The sequence below is a fragment of the Albibacterium bauzanense genome (assembly GCF_004339765.1).
Classification (GTDB): domain Bacteria; phylum Bacteroidota; class Bacteroidia; order Sphingobacteriales; family Sphingobacteriaceae; genus Albibacterium; species Albibacterium bauzanense.
The window spans coordinates 39,965-60,287 of the sequence record NZ_SMGO01000003.1 but is presented as its reverse complement, the minus strand read 5'-3'; the positions used below and the strand labels follow the sequence as shown (position 1 = coordinate 60,287).

Sequence of the window (20,323 nt, the reverse complement as noted above, 5' to 3'; positions counted from 1 at the left end):
TAAAGAAAACGTTAGATAATAGCCACCCCAAATTGAATAATGGAAATGAACAAAATTGGATTTAATGTATTGGTATGGTCTGCTGTCATGTCGGATGATCTTTTTCCGATAGTTGATCGATTGAAAAGCATTGGTTACAATGGTGTTGAGTGTTTTATAGGAGATGATGATACCCCTGCATATAAGCAATTCGGTGATTATACCCGTAGTTTAGATCTGGGTGTTACAGCAGTTATGGTGGGCACGAAAGATGAAAATCCGATAGATAAGTCAGCTATTGTAAGGAAGAAGGCTATTGATCGGATTAGGCGCGCAATTGATAAAGCTCATGATATGAATGCAACCATTATCTGCGGGCCATTCCATTCGGGCCATTCCATTTTCTCTCATATGCCTCCTCAAGAGGAAGAATATAAATGGGCGGCCGAAGTATTGTATGCAGCAGGGAATCATGCTGCACAAGCAAATATTACTTTGGCTTTAGAAGCATTAAATAGGTTTGAATGTTATTTGTGCAATACCATGGAGCAGTTATCTAAGTTAATTAATCTGGCAGATCACCCTAATGTGAAAGCGATGTATGATACCCATCATGCTAACGTAGAAGAAAAGAAGATTCCACAATCCATTCATACCATTTCGCCAGTCTTAGCACACGTTCATATTAGTGAAAATGATAGAGGTACACCAGGTGACGGACATGTAAGATGGGATGAAACCTTTTCAACCTTAGCTGAAATCAACTATGATGGATGGCTCACTATTGAGGCTTTCTCTAGAAATGACCCTGCTTTTGCCAATTCTATTGGAGTTTGGAGAGACTATTCTGAACCTTGGGCAATTGCCGAACAAGGATTTAAATTTATTAAAGAAATGCTTAAAAAGCATGAAAATAAAATACCTAATCAATAGAACAGATATGCGTAACCTGATTTTAACAACCTGCTCTTTAATTGTTTTTCTCTTTATTCAACTAGGTTGTGCTAATGCACAAGAGAACCAATGGCTGCAATTTCAGCCAGTTCAAGCCAATGGTAAACACATTGTTTTGATAGGAGGGGATGAAGAATATCATTCTGAAGAATCTTTGCCGATGTTGGCCAAGATCCTTGCCACCCACCATGGTTTTAAGACAACTGTTCTGTTTTCTATCGATCCTGAAACTGGTTATATAGATCCTACTTATCAAAATAATATTCCCGGATTGAGTAATCTTACTTCAGCCGATTTGATCATCATAGCTACTCGTTTTAGAGAGTTACCTGACGAGCAAATGAAGTATATTGACGAGTACTTAAAGGCTGGTAAACCTGTAATTGGTTTAAGAACGGCTACACATGCTTTTAATTTTGGTAATAAGATGAAAGATAGCCCTTATGCAAAATATGGCCATTCAAGTAAACAAGCAGGTTGGGAAGGCGGATTTGGAAAGCAAGTTTTAGGAGAAACCTGGATTGATCATCATGGTGAGCATGGAAAAGAAGGAACCAGGGGACTTATTAACGGTTTATCTAAAAGAAAAGCCAACCCAATATTAAACAGTGTAAAGGATATTTGGGTGCCTACAGATGTGTACGGTATCAATGATTTAGTGACAGATGCTGAAGTTTTAGTTTGGGGGCAAGTAACCAAGGGGATGACAGCAGAAAGTGAGGGAAGCTGGGAAAAGGAGATTCTGCCAGTTGCATGGACAAAAAGCTATTCCATTGAATCTGGAAAGAAAGGCAAGGCTTTTGCAACAACCATGGGGTCTTCAATCGATTTATTAAACGAAGATCTTAGAAGGCTCATCGTCAATGCTTGTTATTGGGCTGTTGATTTAGCTGATAAAATACCAGAGAAAAGTAACGTGGAATTTGTAGGTAGCTATGAGCCTTTAATGTTCGGCTTTGGAACTTCCAAAAAAGGTTTGAAGCCTAATGATTATAAATAAATGGCCTCAGAATAGGCTAAAACACACCTTCTAATACATTTTTAAGAACTTTTAAAAGAAGAGTCCGTTGTATCTGCGTTGTTTTACGCAAAATAACGCAGATACAACGGATGGATCACTCGGTGATAACTCAAATATGTAAAGCAAGTCTAATACCAGCTATATCTGATGTATTATCTTGCAATGAGTTTTTATAATAAAAGAGCATCTATTCTGTGTGCGTGAACCATTTTAAGCTCATCTGACCAAACAAAAACAGTAAACAGACCATCTTGCGATGCAACCATAGCCATGGCGTCTTTTTGATCATGAACAAATTGTGCGGCTGCTAAATGCCTTGTTCCTCCTATTTGGGTGCTGTCTAGTAGTTCAGGTTTCCCATTTTTAATGGGTTCAGACAGTAGAATTTGCGCAACCGGAAAACCAGCATCTGATCGTGCGACTTTGGCTCCGAAGGCTAATAATTTATGGTCGTTGGATATGACAGTAGCTCCATCGACAGCAGAAAAGCCACCGATAGAATTGATTGCCCGATGCAATTGGGCTTCATATTCTTCATACAAATCCATCTCATCTTCCGGGTTATCAGGCAGCAAAGCATAGGCCGGATTTAATCTGTAGCCAATTGGCTGAACGATGGATTTCATCCATGCAGAACTATTAGCAGGTGTAATGAGCATTAATGCTCCACGGCCATGTCTGCGCATAGCCAAAGCCAATTCTACTAAAATATTGACCGACTTGCCGGCAAAAGCTGGTATTGGTAAACCCAGAAGAGAAGATAAAATATCTGGTTTTTTACTAAAACCCCATTGACGTTCGTCAATCATTTTAATTTGATTCCCCTTTAGCACAGCTAAGTTGATAAACTTGCGGCCAACTGCCTCATGCTTTTGTTTTACTACAAGTAAACCAGCTTCAACTACTTCTAGCACAAAGCAAGATGCGGGTACATTATGCGTAGTTCCCCAAATACACAAGTTCTCTCCATCGTGCCAAACTCCTAAATGAATACCGGGCTCAATTACAGCAGGCGATAGTTTAACTAAATGATAAGGAGTGAGACGTTGAGAATGCCTTAAAATCAGATTATTCTGACCTGCCTGAGGCGGTAAATAAGCGATTGATATTTTAGGGGTATAGCCTTCTTCATGGCGCAAGCTTGCCCAAAATGCGGTGTCGATAATTGCTTCAATAACATACGTATCAGGTACCAGAGATGTTTGAGAATCTCTATGCTGATGAGATTTCTGCTGCTCAATAAAGTGTTCTTTGATCTCAGTTGAGACCATTTTAGCTGCTAAATAAGTAGGTTCTGAAATCATGCTTCTCTTGTATGTTTTAATTTACTTGTATAGTAATAGCTAAGCAGGGGAGCAAATTACAAAAAAGCGATTTAATTATTGCGTGTTTTTGTGTTTATCGCAGGTTTTTGTTTGGCTGTTAATTTTAATAAATGTTTGTTTTCTAATAAAAAATACTAAATTAGAAACACCATACATCCTAATAATAAATCATTCTGCTTTTAACCTGTATAAATATTATTTACTTTAATACGCATGGATAAACAAAAACACTCTAGACGTGGATTCTTAAAGAATGCGGCTATTGCAACAGCTGCATTTACAATTGTACCTCGCTTTGTTTTAGGAGGCCAAGGTTACCTGGCACCTAGCGATCATTTAACAAAAGCTGTGATTGGGGTTGGCGGTATGGGCCGTGGCCACTTTAATTATGGCGGAACAAAGACTATCGCAATTTGCGATGTAGACAAAAGGCATCTCGCTCTTGCGGCTGATATGCTGAAAAATGGTGCTAAGCAATTTGCAGATTATCGGGATTTGATTCAAATGCCTGATTTAGATATTGTTCATATTGCTACTCCACCTCATTGGCATGGTATTATGGCTGCAGAAGCTGCGAAAGCAGGGAAAGATATATGGTGTGAAAAGCCGATGACAAGAACTATTGGAGAAGGAAAAAGAGTTAGGGAAGCTGTTCAGCAACATGGCCGTATTTTTAGGTTAAACACCTGGTTTAGATTTGATAGTAATTTTTACGGGATGGGTGTTCCTGTTAAAAAGATTAAGAAATTAGTAGACTCTAAAATGCTGGGCTGGCCTTTAACAGTTACAGTTGGGCGTCATACTGGTTTTGATTGGAAGTTTTATTGGGTGGGTAAAGAGAACCTGCCTGTTGACCCGGTTCCTGCTGAACTTGATTATGATATGTGGCTAGGGCCTGCTCCTTTTAAACCTTATAGTGAACATCGTGTGCATACTACTTTTAGAGGATATTGGGATTATGATGGTGGTGGATTGGGTGATATGGGGCAACATTATTTAGATCCGGTTCAATATTTTTTAGGAAAAGATAATGAAAGTCCGATATCGATAGAAGTTGATGCACCGCAACAACACAGTGATGCAGTAGGTACCTGGCGTAAAATTACGTATACCTACGCAGATGGATGTAAGATTATTTTAGATGGTGAGGGGGCAATTGAAAATGTACCTTATATTGATGGCCCGGACGGGAAATTATTCCGTGGTTTTGTTTCGGATATTCCTAATATGGAGCAAAAATTAGCTTCTTTCCCTGAGCCTGAGGCACAGGTTACGGATTTTATAGAAGCTGTAAAAACACGTAAGAAGTTTGCTTTAAATGAAGAGAACGGGCATCGTTCTTGTACATTGGTTAATATGGGCCTTACTGCTGTAAGGCTTGGAAGAACACTTAAGTATGATGCGGTTAAGGAGGAGTTTATTAATGACGAAGCAGCTAATCGTTTAATTGATCAGCCAATGCGCGGACCATGGACCATCTAATATTATTTCATAAAGCCAATAAAAGACTCATGAACAAATTATTATATTTAGTATTATTTGCAATTTTTATTCAGCAATCACCGGTCTATGCTCAACAGGTTGATCAACGGACTACCACAACAAAGATTGCTGATCTTCTTGCTCAACAGCCTTCGCTGAATGAGCAGAAATTAAATGAGGCCATGAAGCAAATGGATGCTTTTCAAGCTTCTGATTTTACTGCTTTATTAAAGACATTAACTCCTCCCGGACAGGGAAATAATTCAAAACTTGAATACGCTACAAACAGTTATGCTTTTTATGTACAACAAGCAGGTAAAGAGAGTCAACGTGCAAAATATGTGCAAGGCCTTAATGCTGCTTTAAATGAAGTTGCTGATAAAGATAATAAGGGATATGTTATTTCCTTATTGCATAAGGCTGGAAAAGATGATGCAGTTGTGGCTTTAACTCCTTTTTTAACAGATGAATATCTTTCTGAAAAAGCATCGCGGGCATTAGCAAGCATTGGCTCTGAATTGGCATCTAAAGCTCTTATTGGTGCTTTGCCTTCTGCAAAAGGTCATGCATTAATTTCTGTTATTGAAGCTTTGGGTGATTCGAAGTACGCAGCAGCTGAATCGGTATTATTGCCAATGATTGGAAACAGTAATCCGGATGTACAAAAGGTGTTATTATATTCACTTTCTAATATAGCCGGGCCGGCATCTGCAAATGCTCTTAAGAATGCAGCTTCAAGCGTGAATTATGTTTATGATGTAACGAATGCTACAGGTTCTTACATTCATTATATTTCACAATTGGTAGGGAAAAATAATGCTTTAGCTGAAAGTTTAGCGAATGATTTACTTAAAAACACGAATAGTGATTTGCAGGTAGATTCTCGTATTGCTGCATTGAGTATTTTGACAAAAATAAACGGTGAGAATTATACAAAGAGTCTGGTTAAAGCTGCGAATGATAAGAATTTGGAATATCGTGTGGCTGCATTAAAATTAGCTTCTCCATTTTTAAACCAGTCTACTATCAATGATTGGGTTAAAGGTTTGAAGAAAGCTGATGCAGATGCCAAAGCTGATTTTATTACATTTTTGGCTAGAAGCAATAACAGTTCAGTTGTTTCTTCAATACAAAAGTCTTTAAAGAGCAAGTCGGGTGCTGAACGCGCCAGCGCTATTGCTGCTTTATCAAAACTAGAGGGTGATAAAGCTCTGCCTGTTTTATTAAACTTATTAGCAAAAGGAGATACAACTGATAGATCTGCGATACAAGAGGCTTTTTTAACCATGAGAGGAGAGCAGGTTCAACCTTTATTAGTTGAAGCTCTTCCGACAGCTACTGCTCAAAATAAAGTAGTTCTTATTGAGGTACTTTCGCATCGTGCTTATCCTGGAAGTTTTTCTGCTATAAAGGGTTTATTAACCGATAATGATACTGCTGTACAAAAGGCAGCTTTTGAGGCTCTTCCTCAAATAGTGCGTTCTACTGATTTACCTGTTCTATTAGCTTTAATGAATACAAACGGTGATAATAAGAATGTTCAACAAGCTATTATAAATAGTGTAGAAAATAGTGCGAATAAAGATCAAGATATATCAAGTATTCTTAGTCAGTATAATAGCCAGAATGATCAGCAGAAAGTTAAGTATTTAACAGTTCTTTCAGGTATCGGTGGTAAAGATGCGTTAGAAGCTGTTATTGAAACAGGCAAAACGAATAATGCAGATTTAAAGAATGCGGTTATATTGTCGTTAGCAAACTGGAAAGACCAAAGTGCGCTTCAAACGCTGATTGATTTAAGTAGAACAACAACAAATGCTGCCCAATTAGATGCTATAGTGAAGGGTTTGGTTCGTCTTACTGCAAGTTCTGACATTACTGGAGAAAGAAAGCTTTTGATCTATCGTGATTTAATGGAAGTAGCTCAGACTGCTGCACAAAAGCAGAGTATTCTGAGAAATATTGAGGCAACGAATACCTATAATGCATTGAGGTTTGCTGGAACCTTTTTAGATGATAAGGAATTGGGAAGGGTTGCTGCAAACACGGTTATGAACATTGCTTTGCTAAATCCGGCTTATAATGGTGAAGATGTTAAAGGCCTGCTTAATAAAGTTATTGAGCTTTTAAGTGGCAGTGAGAGTGGGTATTTGAGAGAAGCAGTAATTAAGCATATTGATGAAATGCCAAAAGGAGCAGGTTATGTTTCATTGTTTAATGGTAAAGATTTGAGCGGTTGGAAGGGATTGGTTGCTGATCCGATTAAAAGAAGTAAAATGAGTGAATCGGAATTGGCTGCTGCGCAAGTAAAAGCTGATGAAGAAATGCGTCAGGGCTGGATTGTTAAAGATGGAATATTGGCTTTTACGGGAAAGGGAAATAATATTGCAACTGTAAAGCAATATGGTGATTTTGAGATGCTTGTTGATTGGAAGCTTGATAAAAATGGAAAAGATGGAGATGCGGGTGTTTATTTGCGCGGAACTCCTCAAGTACAGATGTGGGATATTTCGCGTACAGATGTAGGTGCTGAAGTTGGTTCCGGAGGTTTGTATAATAATAAGGAGAATGAAAGTAAGCCATCGAAGGTTGCTGATAATCCTTTGGGAGATTGGAATACCATGAAGATTAAAATGGTAGGGGAGAAAGTAACTGTTCATTTAAATGGAGAGTTGGTTGTGGATAATGTTACATTAGAGAACTATTGGGATAGAAATCAATCTATTTTCCCTGTTGAGCAGATTGAGCTTCAGGCACATGGAACTTTAGTGTATTATCGGGATATCTTCTTAAAAGAACTTCCACGAAAAGAGATTTTTCAGTTGAATGAACAAGAGAAAAACGAAGGGTTTAAAGTTTTATTTGATGGAACTAATTTAGATTCATGGCAAGGTAATACATCGGCTTATGTTGTAAGTGATGAAGGAACTTTAGCTATTTATCCTACTAAAGATTCAGGCGGTAACTTATATACCAAAGAGGAATTTGGTGATTTTGTTTATCGTTTTGAGTTTCGTTTAACGCCGGGAGCTAATAATGGAATTGGGATTCGCAGTCCTTTAACCGGTGATGCTGCTTATGTTGGAATGGAAATTCAGGTATTGGATGATGATGCTGATATGTATAAGGATTTAGAAGTTTATCAATACCATGGTTCTGTATATGGTATTCTTGCAGCAAAGCGAGGTGCTCTTAAACCAATGGGTGAGTGGAATCAGGAAGAGATTTATATTAAAGGAAATGATATTAAAGTAACTTTAAACGGAAAGGTAATTTTAAGTGGAAATCTAAGTGAAGCTGTGAAGAATGGTACACTGGATAAAAAGGATCATCCGGGCCTAAAAAGAACTAGCGGTCATATCGCTTTTCTAGGACATGGATCTGAAGTTCATTTCAAAAATATCCGTATTAAAGAACTGTAAATGTTTTTACATTGTTTGTTGAAGTGTTCTGTTTAAGAGGATATTCATCTTTTCTTTCATTAATTCAATAAGTTCGATTAGATCTTGAGCATTAGAATCTATTGAGCTTATTGATTTAGAAGATATTAAGTTTGTGATTTGTGAATCAGTAATGTACTTATCTGTCTCATCTGTTTCGCTATATTTAACCAGGTTAGCTAATTGAGCTAATAGTTCATTGTGAAGACTATATAGTACTGCTACGGTTTTTAACAAGTTTTTATTATAATCAACCTCTATTGGTTTTTCGAGTATTTCCATCTTTTCGGTTTTAATATCTCAAAATACCGCTAATAAAGTTTAATAAAACTGACATTTGAGTGAACAAAACTGACAAAATATATAGTTAATAAACATTCTATTGTTTTTTAATATTTTTAGCCATGGAAATTGCCTTATAATGAATGATTCGCCTTCGATAGATAAATCGGCAGTTAATACACCTGATTCAAAAGGTTCTTTTGACTTGGAAAAATTCTTTGAATTATCGCCCGATCTGTTATGTATTGCGGGCTACGATGGGTATTTTAAAAAAATAAATGCGGCTGTTTCAAAGACCTTAGGTTATACGAAAGAAGAGTTATTTGAGAGGCTAATCATTGATTTTGTACATGTTGAGGATAGAGAGGAAACTTTAAGAACGCGAAGGCTTATAAGAAATAATGACCCTCTTTTACGTTTTGAAAATAGGTATATAACAAAGAGCAACGAGATTGTATGGTTAACCTGGACTTCCATGACTATTGAAAGTGAGAAGGTTATTTTTGCAATTGCTAAAGATATCACCTATAGAAAGAAGTTGGAAGAATATAGAAGGATAGCAGATATTTTGGGTAATTCTTCTCAGGAAGGAATAGGTGATGAGTATTCTGCAGCCGACCAGGCATGGCTTTCTGAGTTTGAAAAGCTGATCAGGAAATATACCGGTAAAATTGAGTTGAATATAAATATGCTGAGTAATGAAATGGCAATGAGTGAAAGGCAGTTATTTAGACGTACAAAAGCCATTATGGGGATTACTCCTAATCAATATATCCGTATTATACGGCTACAAATAGCTAAAGAAGCTATTAAAACAGGCAAATATCGCACTGTTTCTGAGATAGCCTATCTTGCCGGATTTGAAACGCCAGCCTATTTCAACAAGTTATTTAAAGGAGTTTATTCGTTTGATGTCGGAGAACTTCTATAAGTTGAAGATAAACTTAAGTACAGCCATTCTCCCTCTTAATTGATAACTGCTATAAACGGAGCTATTAGCTGAAATACTTTGAGTTTCATAGGAGGTAATATTTGCCAGGTTTGTTAAGTTAAGCTCTATATCTGTGCGCCATTTGGCTATTTTATAGCTTGCATTTACGTCGGCAAAGAAATAATTAACGTTTTTAGTTCCTGGTTGCTTAGTAAGTTGATGCCTGCCGCTTACTCTTAAAAAGGTGTTTTTATATGGAGCGTAGGTGAGTCCTATAGATTGATCCAGGTTTTGAATTTGACGATCTGGAAGTATAGCGATGTTGTTTTTTGTTTCCGATTTACTGGTTGTCCAGGTAGCTATACTGCTATAGTTTATACTAATACGGTTTATTAATCGTGCCTCCAAGCTTGGATTAAGCATAAACGAAATGTTGTTAAAAGGAAGAAGGTCATTATTGAAAAGCTGATTAAAATGTGTGTATCCCCAAGATGCCTTTAAGTCGGCTGTAGCTCCCAAGCTGAAAATGTATTTACTGATACCTCCATGAATGTTGAAGCTGTTTACATGATTAATTAAGGGTAAGAGGATTGTTTGAGAGATGTTATTTGAGATTATATTGGAGGTGATGGTAGTTGACTTTGTGGTTACATAATTAACTCCAGCATTCATAAATAACATATTGATAGAACGTCTGAAATTATAATCTAAGTTTAGATTGTGTTTATACTGTTTTTGTAAATCTGCATCATTGGCTTGCAGACTGCGGTAATTACTGAGTATTGCTCCGCGAAATACATTATTGATATTTCCTGTTTCGTTGCTGAATTTGTAATTGAAAGACAGGTAGTTTTCAGAACCTGTCAGATATTTTATTCTTAGAGTTGGAGTGATGAGTAATTGTGTTTCTGATTTATCTAAATTAAAACTTTTGTCATCATAGGAGATTCGTTGTAAAATTACAGGAACTGAAAAGACGGATTCTAGTGCGCCCTTTTTATATTCATACGATCCGTTAACAAAGAATTGGTTGCGATTCCAGTTTAGGTCATTATCATGATCGGATTGATAGGATGTTTCTGAGCCATCAAACTGTTTAAATCTTAGTTGAGAATTAAGGTTTTGAAATTCATTTACAATACCTGCTTGATAGCTTTGCTTTATTCTTCCTTTCGTAAGTTGATAGGCTATAGAAACACGATTATCCAATGTAGGAGTTTCTGCAAATTGATTGATAGCTTCAAAAGGAATTCCTTCATTGAAAATAGCTGCATTAATACCAGGTCGGATAGATAAAGTTTGCGGCTGATTAGAATAGCTGAGATGCCAATTGAAATGTAGGATGTTTTTATTCTTAAATTCAGGCACATATTCTAATTCATTGGAAAAGCTTTGAACCTGATTCTTTAATCGCTGATTCATGTTTGCCTCATTACTGAGCAGGGAAGAAGAGCTTGTTTCTTTTGAATAAATGAGTTTTAAAGTGTTATTAAAATAGTATTTTTCCTTATTAAATTGTGCATTTAAGTTTATATCGGTTAAGAAAGGGTGATTGTTAATATTTTGCTCTTCGCTGTATTGAATGGTATCGTTAGTGGAGTATAGATTGGTTATGCTATTATACTTCATTTCGTTTTTGTCTAACAGCATGTTGATCCCAACTTTTAATTGCAATCCATTTTTATAGTTAATTAAATTATTGGCATTGGCAGATACAGAATTATTAAAGTAATACCTGTTTTTCGCTAAGCCAGGGTTGCCCACAGTGCCAGATGATAGCAATCCGGCTGGTTGAGAATCTGAAGATAGATCTTTCCCAATATTGTTGCCTTTTAAAATATTAAGCATTTTATATTTCTTATTGAAAAGGATGCTGTTTAGCTCTCCATCATACTGTTTAGGGAGGCCTAAGCCTAGTTTTGCCTGACCGCTAAGTTTTAGCTTGGCTTCTTCTTTAATGACAAGATTTATTGCAACCTTATCACTAAGCGTTTTATTTCTTAATACTTTTAATGGTTGATGATTTTGTAATACTTCTAGGTCTTTCACCATGTTATATGGAATGGTTTTAGTTCCTAAAGCATATTTTTCATCCAGTAAGTCATCACCGTCAATATAGAGATTAGAGATATCCTGGCCGTTAAATTTTATTTTGCCATTTTCATTTACCTCCATTCCTGGTAAGCGTTTAATTACATCGTTAATTGATCGATCTTCATTTTTAGCGAAAGAATCGATGTTGTAGGATAATGTATCGCCTATACTTCGAATGATAGGTTTGCTTTTTATTTCCACTTCTGATAAATCGATGGCTTGCTTTTCCATTAAGATCTCGTAATCTAATATGCCTTCTTTTATATCTTGATGGATCTTCTTATAGCCAAGGTGATTGATCTCAAGTACCAATTTGTTTGCTTCTGTAGTTTTTGGTATTGTCAATGTAAAAGCTCCGTTTGAATCGCTTGTTTTGAAAACCAGAACTTTGTTCTCCGGATCCTTAATTAATATGCTGGCAAACGAAACAGCCTCACCGTCTTTAGTTTTAAGAGCGCCCGCTATTGAATATTCTTGAGCATAAGAATATTCAATAGAAAGGAATAAAATAAATAGAAGGATAATTCTCATTGAGCAAGCTTTTGTATCGTTTTATTAATCTTCAAGCTCAATTGGATTATTGGTAATGGGCGATTTTGAAACTGCATCTTTCGTTATTGAAATACTTTTTATTTTAGAAGGATCTATTATCGAGTCTAAAGGAGAAGCTGAGCTACTACCACCACCTTGTGAACTAGCCTTCATTGCTGCTGCGGGATTTTTACTAACTGCTTCTATTAGATTAGTTAATGCTTTTTTGTTCGTCTTAATGGTGTTTTCGGGTATGCCTACTGTTAACCCACTGGTTTCAATTTTATCAAAACCTGCATATTTGAATTGAACTTCGTTTTTGCTGTCAGCTGCTTCTAAAATCAAACCAGGTAAGCCTTGCAGTTTCCAAGGGCCTGCTTGAAAGGGAATATCTGTTGTAAACCAGGCTATATAATCACGACCTTTAAAATGGGTTTCAGCTCTTTGACAATTATATCCTCCTATTATTTTAGTTTCTTGTCCTACTTTCCAGTTTAATTCGGGAAATTCTTCATCTACTAAATAATTTTCACCGTTTAGGCTATATGTTTGCTGAAGTAGATTTCTAGCTGGGACCGTATAATAGGATTCTGGCGTTCCTGATCCAATGCCTGTAATGGTAAGGCTTCCGTCGAAACTAGGACTTTCAACTTGTTTTCTGAGAGCCTCTTCCATACGTTTATTGGTATAATCTGTATAGAAAGAGGAGTGTTGACCTAAGTATAGGACCATTTCACTGTGATGGTTTTTATCAAGCTGCGTGGTATCATTGATATGTACAAAGTTATAATGAATCTTAGCTAAGGCTATTTCATTGTCTTGTGCTATAAGATTTTGACTTAAGAACACTATCAGTGCTAATAATAGGATGTATTTTCTTTTCATAATTATATAATTTCTTAAAGGTTCGTTATGCTATTACGAATGTATCATATTATTACGAAATATTCGTAAATAAAAATATTTTTTTATTGAAGGGTTTACTTCGTTGGTCAGATCGAACTCCTTTATATAATAATACTAAAATCTTATTATAATATCGAGATTTTAATGATGATTAAGTATTTTTGATAGGAGCAAATTAGATGTTGGACTTTGATGTTCGAATTTAGGTTGGGTTTGTGTTTGCTGTAATTCAATTTTGAACTGTGGCGAATTATCTGAGGGTTGAATTTTAACAGCAATTAATGGATTTATTATTAAACGAACAGATTGTATATATTACATAGAAATTAATAAATTTAAGCCAAAATAAATTAACCAAAATTATACGACGATGAAAATTAAGAAAGTATCCTTTATGCTTGCATTGCTTATCTGCTCAGTTTCAGTTTTTGCACAACAAGCAGCCCAGGTAAGAACACCGCCGCTAACATTAACTTCAACAGCATTTCCTGATGGAGGTATCATACCTAATAAATTTACTCAGGCTGCACCAGGCGCTGCTCCTGGAGGTGGTGCTTCACCTCAGTTAGATTGGACAAACGTACCTGCAGGTACACAGAGCTTTGTTCTTTATATGCATGATTTAGATGTTGCAATTAACAAAACTACCAATGATAATTTGCATTGGATTGTTTGGAATATTCCGGCTACCTCAACTTCTTTAGCAGAAGGATTACCTGCTGGTTCACAGCTTCCAGATGGTAGTTATCAAATTAATGGTTCTACAGCACAATATCGTGGTCCGGGTGCACCAGCTACTGGTCCTTTGCATCATTATGTATTTGAGCTGTATGCACTTGATATAAAATTGGATTTAAAGCCTGCTGAAACAGGGCTTCAAACTAAAATAAATATTTTTAATGCAATGGAGGGACATGTTATTGGTAAAGCTGCTTACGTAGGTTTATTTAAACGTCCGCAATAATTATTGAATAATACTAACCATTTATAAACCTAAATTAAAAAGGAGCCGCTTCGTTATGGAGGGCTCCTTTTGCTTTTCCCATATCTGAGCTTTTCTTTCATTTAGGAAGTTATTATTATTTCTTGTCACCCCAATATTAAGTTTGCGTGTCTTTATTGTAATGAAAGGAAAACCATATTATATCGCTCAATTAATAAGTAAATATCTTCAGGGTATTATCTCTGAAGAAGAGGAAGTAATATTAGAGAAATGGTTGGGAGAGAAAGATGAAAACAGACAACTCTTAGATTCATTTAAAGGATATTCTGCGCAAAGTGATATTGATTTTATTAGTAAAGTTAATGTAGATGAAGCATGGGAAAGAATTTCTCATCAAAAGAAGCAGGATAGATTGAAAATGATGATTCGTTATACGGGTTATGCTGCAGCGGCGGTTTTAATCGTGTTCTCATCAATAAGTCTTCTTAGATTATCAACATCGTCTATTCAGAAAGTCACGCCTGATGCAATAACGGAACTTAAAGATGATGTATTACCTGGCAGTAATAAAGCTCAATTGGTATTATCGGATGGAAGCTCAGTTGGTTTGGAGGGGCATCAAGGTGCATTCAGTGAACAAGATGGAACATTAATTATGGGTAGTGATGGTCAAATAAATTATTCAAATTCAGGTTTAGCAAGTGGAGGATTAATTTATAATACGCTGATAGTCCCTAAAGCAGGAACGTATAGTTTAATATTGTCTGATGGTACTAAAGTGTGGGTAAATGCAATGTCTGAATTAAAATTTCCCGTAAATTTTGATAACGATGAGCGCATTGTTTATTTGAAAGGCGAGGCTTATTTTGAAGTTGCACATGATACTGGTAGACCTTTTATTGTGAATGTTAATGGTACTCAAGTAGAAGTATTAGGCACACGTTTCAATATTAATTCATATGATGCCGTAACGACTACTTTAATGGAAGGATCAGTGAAGATAGCAAGCCAGACAGATCAACGATTGTTGAAGCCAGGACAAGAAGCTATTGTTAGAAAAGATATTACTATCCAGCGGGCCGATACGCTTAAAGCTGTTGCATGGAAGAGCGGAGATTTTTATTTTAAAAATGACAATATCCTTCAAATTGCAGAACAGCTATCTCGTTGGTATGATATAAGTATAAACTTTGAAGGACAGATTCCAAAAGATAAGATGTTTAGTGGAAGTATAAGCAGGAATGTAAACTTATCAGAAGTTGTTGAAATGTTAACCTATATAAGCGGTTCTACTTATGATATTTCAGGAAGAAATATTACTATACAATTTAAATAATTAACCAATAGCCTATGATGAATATATACAATTATTACCCCCCATAACCATTAATAAAAAAACGGAGGTGTTCGTAGCACCTCCGAATAGCTAAGGCTAACCGAATAACCATTTAAATAACTTATTAATTAACCTTAATCCAGTAAAAGTATGGAATACTTTTTATTTGACAAAAAGCCAGAAGATTCCTCTGGCTTTCCAACCACCAATAGAATCATACTAATCATGAAGATGACCCTTTTTCTATTGCTAATATTAGTGACGGGTGTAAGAGCCGAGAGCATGGCTCAGAAAGTAACACTTTCATTTAAGAATGCAAAAATTGAGCAAGTTTTCTCAGAAATAACCAAGCAGACTGGTTATCGGTTTCTGTATAGTAATGAAGTATTAAAGCGAGCCTCATCTGTAAATATTGTCGTGAGAAATGTAGATGTGGACGATGCGCTTAATCGACTTACTGAAGATAAGCAAATGAGATATAAATTAATTGCTGGTACTGTTACTGTTGATGTAATACGGGGTAGCAGTGATTTTCCAGCTCAGAGTGTATTGATTGCTCAGCAGGACGTGCCAGTTTCTGGCGTAATTATAGATAGTGATGGTAATCCTTTACAAGGCGCATCGATTAGTTTAAAGGGAAGGCGCGAGATTGGTACTACAACCGATGCCCAGGGTCGTTTTTCGTTAAATATACCAAGTTTAAATGAGTCCTTGATCGTATCTTATATTGGATATCTTGAACAGGAAGTTCCTTTAGATGGGAAAAACTCAATCAATGTTGTTTTAGAAGAGGCAGAATCGGAATTGGACGAGGTTGTCGTAGTTGGATACGGAACTCAAAAAAGACATGAAATTACAGGTTCTGTGACAAGTGTTTCTCCAGATGAATTTAATGGCGGTGTAGTTTCTTCGCCAAGTCAATTGCTTGTCGGGAAAGTTGCTGGTTTGGTAATTAATAGACCAGGAGGTGATCCTACAGCAGGGTCGACCATTCAGTTAAGAGGACCGTCTTCATTAACAGCAAGTTCTGAACCTCTATACGTGATTGATGGCGTGCCGGGTGCTTCCATTGATTTGCTTGCTCCTGAAGATATCGCTTCTATTGATATATTAAAAGATGCTTCTTCGGCTGCAATTTATGGATCAAGAGCAGCTAATGGAGTAATTTTAATAACCACTAAGAAAGGTAGGTCTGGTAAGGCCGTTTTAAATTATAGTGGATATACTGCATTTGAAAGCATCTCAAAAGGTGTAGAAGTATTAAGTCCTGGGGCTTATAGAAAATTTGTTGCTGATAATAATTTAGTGGTAAACGGATTAGAGAATGGATTTAATACGGATTGGCAAGATGAAATATTTAGAAAAACAGTTTCTCAGAGTCATAGTCTTTCATTAAGAGGAGGTGGTGAATCATCTACTTACAATGCTTCGTTAACTTATTTTAATAATCCTGGTATTGTAAAGAATAACGATTATGAGCGTATGGTTGGAAGACTTGCTTTGACTCAGGATCTTTTTAATGATAGAGTGAAATTTGGACTTACATTAAGTACGAGTATTAATAATTCCAATCATATAGATTATGGTGTCTTTGCTAATTCAGCTCTTTATTTACCTATATCACCTATTACTAGCAATGATCCACAATATAATATGTATGGAGGTTACTATCAATTGGTTGGAGTAGGAGGTTCAAACCCTGTTGCAATGCTTAATCAGAGACACCAGGATCGGCAAAGGAATGTCTTTTTAGGTAATACAAGTCTTGATGTTAAAATTCTTCCCGATTTGAATCTTAACCTTTCCGGAACATTACAACGAGAAGATTATGATAGAAACTATTATATGGAAAGGGGAGACGTCTCTGTTCAGGCGAATGGAATGGGGTACGCTGAACGCTCTTCTATTAAAAATACTGATAATACTTTTGAGTCTGTATTGAATTACTCAAAGATATTGAATGATGACCATGATTTTAAAGCGCTACTTGGTTATTCTTATCAACAGGTAATTATCAATGATGGAATTAGCGGAAGACAAAACACTTTTTCATCTGATGCTATAGGAAGCGGCAATCTGTCGTTTGGACAAGGGGATGCTACACTACATTATAGAGATTTTCCTGAAAAAGCAAAATCACAGTTGGTATCTTATTTCGGCCGCATTAATTACAGTTTTAAAGGAAAATATATTTTGAGTGGTACATTACGTAGAGATGGGTCATCTAAATTTGGGATAAATAATCGCTGGGCAATGTTTCCATCGGCAGGGGCAGCTTGGAGAGTTTCTGAAGAAAACTTCTTAAGGGATCATGATTGGATCAATAATTTAAGCGTTAGAGCTGGGTTTGGAGTTTCTGGTAATCAAAATATTCCACCATATCGATCCATGACTTTATATGGACCACAAGACTCTCAATTCTTATATAATGGAGAGTGGACGAATAGCTACTCTGTTATTCAGAATCCTAATCCTGATTTGAAATGGGAAAGTACACAAATGTTTAATATAGGCTTAGATTTTGAAATTTTTAGAGGAGTTTTAGGTGGAACAATTGAATACTATTCAAAGGAGACAAATGATTTGTTGTATACCTATGACGTTCCTACTCCTCCATATCAATATAATAGATTACTTGCTAATGGTGCTTCGATGACCAATAAGGGAATTGAGGTAGCATTAAATGCTAAAATAATAAATAAGGAAGACTTCAAATGGAATTCTTCCGCAAATTTCGCATCAAATAAAAATCGAATTGGTTCTTTAAGTAGCAATATCGGAAACTTAAATGTAACACAAAGATTAGAAGGTGGTGTAGGTCTTTCTGGATGGACCGGACAGTATGTTCATCTTGTTAAACCAGGTTTAGCTGTGGGCACTTTTAATACTGTGAAATATTTAGGTTTTGATTCTGACTTACAGAAAACAATTTATGAAAATAGCAATGGAGAGATTGTTACTTCAGATAAGCTAATTACACCGAATGATTATCAGGTAATGGGGAATGCCTTACCAAAGTTTACTTTTGGCTGGTCTAACTCTTTTCAATATAAAAGGTTTGATTTAAATATCTTTATAAGAGGTGTTTATGGTAATAAGATATTTAATGCTACTCGTGCAAACCTTTCTAGATTGGATCAGATTGGCACCTATAATGTGCTTGAAATTGCCGCTGACGAAGGGATATTTGAAACTCCGGTAGCTTCAAGTAGGTGGTTAGAAAACGGGTCTTTTTTACGGTTAGATAATGCAACATTGGGATATAATTTTGATATGACAGGTATAAAAGGTTTTAGTACCGCTAGAATTTATGTCACCGCCCAAAATTTATTTACAATCACTGAGTATACAGGAGTTGATCCAGAAGTATCACTTGGAGGTCTATCTCCAGGTATAGATAACCAGAACTATTATCCTAAGACTCGTTCTTATACTTTAGGAGTAAATCTTAGTTTTTAATTTACAGAAATTTAAATCTAAAAGCAGATGAAAAATATATTTATAAAAGGGTTATCTACATTCATGGTACCCCTATTAATGCTAACTTCTTGTACGAAGTTGGATGAAGATGTTTATTCGGTGTATACCGACAAGAATTTTCCGAGTACTCCTGAGCAGTATGCAGTATTAACAGGGCCAATTTATGTTGCGGCCCAAAAATTCTTTGATAATAATTATTTTGATTTGCAATCAACTGGGACAGACGAAGTCTTGATTCCTGCACGTGGAGGAGATTGGTTTGATGGAGGTAAATGGAAGGTTATGCACTATCATGAATGGACAGCTTCTCACGAATTAATGAAAAATTCATGGAATTGGGGATTTGGAGCTATTGCTACTTGTAATAGAATATTAAAATCTTTAGAAAGCGCACCAGAGTCACCAGAAAAGGAAAGGACTTTTGCAGAAATCAAAATTATGCGGGCTTGGTATTATTATTCTATGTTGGATGCATTTGGAAATATACCTATTGTTACCACTTTTGATGATAAGGCAGAAGCACCATCTCAATCATCTAGAGCAGAGGTGTTTGAATTTGTTGTAGGAGAGATCGAGGCTAACGTTGATCTTTTATCAGAAGATGTAAATGCTACAACCTATGGTCGTCCTACGAAATGGATGGCACATACTTTATTAGCGAAAATCTATCTCAATGCTGAGGTTTATGCAGGTAAAACTTATTGGAATAAAGTAGTTGAGCATAGTGATGCAGTTATTGGTTCGAATGCGTATACATTATCGTCTTCAGCTAACTATTTTGATATGTTCAGTCCTACTAATGGACCTGCGAATAAAGAGATAATTTGGGCAATACCTTTTGATGCGCAAAAGGCTACTGGCAATTGGTTATTTAAGAAAATGCTGCATTCGGCACATCGTTATACTTTTGGATTGCAAGCAGGTGGTTGGAATGGTTGGTGCACACAACCTGCATTCTTAGATTCTTATGATGATGATGATATTCGTAAAAAGCAGTGGTTGTATGGACAACAATATAATGAAGATGGTACACCATTGGTATTTAATGGTGTTAATATAGTTCTTGATCCCTATTATTTCCCTGCTTATGATGTAGGAGGTGCAGATAATTTAGGTAAACTAGCTGGAGCAAGGAATATTAAATATGCTCCGGATAAGAATGCTTTAGGGAATAATGCAAACAATGATGTTGTAATATACAGATATTCCGATATATATATGATGAGGGCAGAAGCTATATTAAGAGGAGCTACTAATGGAACTATGGCTGAAGCCATTAGTAATGTTAACCTTATCAGAGGTAGAGCATTCAATGACGATCCTTCAAAGTTATATACAACTTTAACATTAAAGGATATTTACGATGAGAGAGGTAGAGAGTTTTCTTTAGAAATGACCCGTAGAACTGATATGATACGATTTGGTACATTTGCTGATCCGCAATTATTTAAAGGGAAAACTGATTTTATCACAGAGAAATTGTTTCCGATTCCCTCTACAGCAAGGGCAAGTAATCCGAACCTTGACCAAAATCCAGGATATAATTAATTCAAGGATGTTATTGTAGATGTATCCCAATTGAATTTGAAGCATTTACAAAGTCAATTGGGATATTTTGA

The 20,323-nt window shown here is 36.1% G+C and carries 13 protein-coding genes; 9 read left to right on the top strand and 4 right to left on the bottom strand.

All coding sequences use genetic code 11. The features are described from left to right. Positions 1-45 precede the first annotated feature (45 nt). Both C8N28_RS11600 and C8N28_RS11595 read left to right on the top strand, forming a co-directional pair. The gene (locus tag C8N28_RS11600; protein ID WP_132225099.1) at positions 46-912 is read left to right on the top strand and encodes a sugar phosphate isomerase/epimerase family protein; all 867 of its coding nucleotides are present in this window, start codon (positions 46-48) and stop codon (positions 910-912) included. Then, the gene (locus C8N28_RS11595; RefSeq protein ID WP_221410231.1) at positions 887-1,933 is read left to right on the top strand and encodes a ThuA domain-containing protein; all 1,047 of its coding nucleotides are present in this window, start codon (positions 887-889) and stop codon (positions 1,931-1,933) included. Before C8N28_RS11600 ends, C8N28_RS11595 begins: the two co-directional genes overlap by 26 nt. A gap of 191 nt (positions 1,934-2,124) precedes the next feature. Here the strand turns inward: C8N28_RS11595 and C8N28_RS11590 are convergent, their stop codons facing one another. Beyond that, complete coding sequence (locus C8N28_RS11590; protein WP_132225097.1) at positions 2,125-3,258, bottom strand: putative sensor domain DACNV-containing protein; 1,134 nt, start codon at positions 3,256-3,258, stop codon at positions 2,125-2,127. A 234-nt stretch (positions 3,259-3,492) separates the two neighbouring features. Between C8N28_RS11590 and C8N28_RS11585 the strand changes: the two genes are divergently transcribed. Together C8N28_RS11585 and C8N28_RS11580 are read left to right on the top strand one after the other, a co-directional pair. After that, positions 3,493-4,761, top strand: a complete 1,269-nt coding sequence (locus C8N28_RS11585; RefSeq protein ID WP_132225095.1) for a Gfo/Idh/MocA family oxidoreductase — start codon at positions 3,493-3,495, stop codon at positions 4,759-4,761. 29 nt (positions 4,762-4,790) lie between these two features. Further along, positions 4,791-8,183, top strand: a complete 3,393-nt coding sequence (locus C8N28_RS11580; protein ID WP_132225093.1) for a family 16 glycoside hydrolase — start codon at positions 4,791-4,793, stop codon at positions 8,181-8,183. A 6-nt stretch (positions 8,184-8,189) separates the two neighbouring features. Here the strand turns inward: C8N28_RS11580 and C8N28_RS11575 are convergent, their stop codons facing one another. Beyond that, positions 8,190-8,483: a hypothetical protein gene (locus C8N28_RS11575; RefSeq protein ID WP_132225091.1), complete on the bottom strand. Its 294-nt coding sequence runs from the start codon at positions 8,481-8,483 to the stop codon at positions 8,190-8,192. A 139-nt stretch (positions 8,484-8,622) separates the two neighbouring features. Here C8N28_RS11575 and C8N28_RS11570 point away from each other — a divergent pair, with 139 nt between their 5' ends. Next, positions 8,623-9,414 (top strand): helix-turn-helix domain-containing protein, encoded by a 792-nt coding sequence (locus tag C8N28_RS11570; RefSeq protein WP_132225089.1) that lies wholly within the window; start codon positions 8,623-8,625, stop codon positions 9,412-9,414. Here C8N28_RS11570 and C8N28_RS11565 read toward each other — a convergent pair. Together C8N28_RS11565 and C8N28_RS11560 are read right to left on the bottom strand one after the other, a co-directional pair. Next, complete coding sequence (locus tag C8N28_RS11565) at positions 9,409-12,039, bottom strand: peptidase associated/transthyretin-like domain-containing protein (RefSeq protein ID WP_132225087.1); 2,631 nt, start codon at positions 12,037-12,039, stop codon at positions 9,409-9,411. The genes C8N28_RS11570 and C8N28_RS11565 overlap by 6 nt on opposite strands. 24 nt (positions 12,040-12,063) lie before the next feature. Then, on the bottom strand, positions 12,064-12,924 hold the full coding sequence (locus tag C8N28_RS11560; RefSeq protein ID WP_132225085.1) for a GLPGLI family protein: 861 nt from the start codon (positions 12,922-12,924) through the stop codon (positions 12,064-12,066). A 391-nt stretch (positions 12,925-13,315) separates the two neighbouring features. Here C8N28_RS11560 and C8N28_RS11555 point away from each other — a divergent pair, with 391 nt between their 5' ends. From C8N28_RS11555 to C8N28_RS11540, 4 genes are all read left to right on the top strand, one after another. Next, positions 13,316-13,909 carry a YbhB/YbcL family Raf kinase inhibitor-like protein gene (locus tag C8N28_RS11555; protein ID WP_221410230.1) on the top strand — a complete coding sequence of 198 codons (594 nt, stop codon included), beginning with the start codon at positions 13,316-13,318 and terminating at the stop codon, positions 13,907-13,909. A gap of 160 nt (positions 13,910-14,069) precedes the next feature. Continuing rightward, positions 14,070-15,224 carry a FecR family protein gene (locus C8N28_RS11550; protein ID WP_132225083.1) on the top strand — a complete coding sequence of 385 codons (1,155 nt, stop codon included), beginning with the start codon at positions 14,070-14,072 and terminating at the stop codon, positions 15,222-15,224. Positions 15,225-15,374: 150 nt separating this feature from the next. Further along, on the top strand, positions 15,375-18,683 hold the full coding sequence (locus C8N28_RS11545) for a TonB-dependent receptor (protein WP_132225081.1): 3,309 nt from the start codon (positions 15,375-15,377) through the stop codon (positions 18,681-18,683). A 27-nt stretch (positions 18,684-18,710) separates the two neighbouring features. Further along, a complete protein-coding gene (locus C8N28_RS11540; RefSeq protein ID WP_132225079.1) occupies positions 18,711-20,252 on the top strand; it encodes a RagB/SusD family nutrient uptake outer membrane protein in 1,542 nt (513 codons plus the stop codon). Positions 20,253-20,323: the final 71 nt, after the last annotated feature.

Coding starts and splice junctions, on each gene's coding strand:
- C8N28_RS11575 (WP_132225091.1), bottom strand. CDS start 8,483: ATGGAAATACTCGAAAAACCAATAGAGGTTGATTATAATAAAAACTTG.
- C8N28_RS11570 (WP_132225089.1), top strand. CDS start 8,623: ATGAATGATTCGCCTTCGATAGATAAATCGGCAGTTAATACACCTGAT.
- C8N28_RS11555 (WP_221410230.1), top strand. CDS start 13,316: ATGAAAATTAAGAAAGTATCCTTTATGCTTGCATTGCTTATCTGCTCA.
- C8N28_RS11565 (WP_132225087.1), bottom strand. CDS start 12,039: ATGAGAATTATCCTTCTATTTATTTTATTCCTTTCTATTGAATATTCT.
- C8N28_RS11590 (WP_132225097.1), bottom strand. CDS start 3,258: ATGATTTCAGAACCTACTTATTTAGCAGCTAAAATGGTCTCAACTGAG.
- C8N28_RS11540 (WP_132225079.1), top strand. CDS start 18,711: ATGAAAAATATATTTATAAAAGGGTTATCTACATTCATGGTACCCCTA.
- C8N28_RS11600 (WP_132225099.1), top strand. CDS start 46: ATGAACAAAATTGGATTTAATGTATTGGTATGGTCTGCTGTCATGTCG.
- C8N28_RS11585 (WP_132225095.1), top strand. CDS start 3,493: ATGGATAAACAAAAACACTCTAGACGTGGATTCTTAAAGAATGCGGCT.
- C8N28_RS11595 (WP_221410231.1), top strand. CDS start 887: ATGAAAATAAAATACCTAATCAATAGAACAGATATGCGTAACCTGATT.
- C8N28_RS11560 (WP_132225085.1), bottom strand. CDS start 12,924: ATGAAAAGAAAATACATCCTATTATTAGCACTGATAGTGTTCTTAAGT.
- C8N28_RS11580 (WP_132225093.1), top strand. CDS start 4,791: ATGAACAAATTATTATATTTAGTATTATTTGCAATTTTTATTCAGCAA.
- C8N28_RS11550 (WP_132225083.1), top strand. CDS start 14,070: ATGAAAGGAAAACCATATTATATCGCTCAATTAATAAGTAAATATCTT.
- C8N28_RS11545 (WP_132225081.1), top strand. CDS start 15,375: ATGGAATACTTTTTATTTGACAAAAAGCCAGAAGATTCCTCTGGCTTT.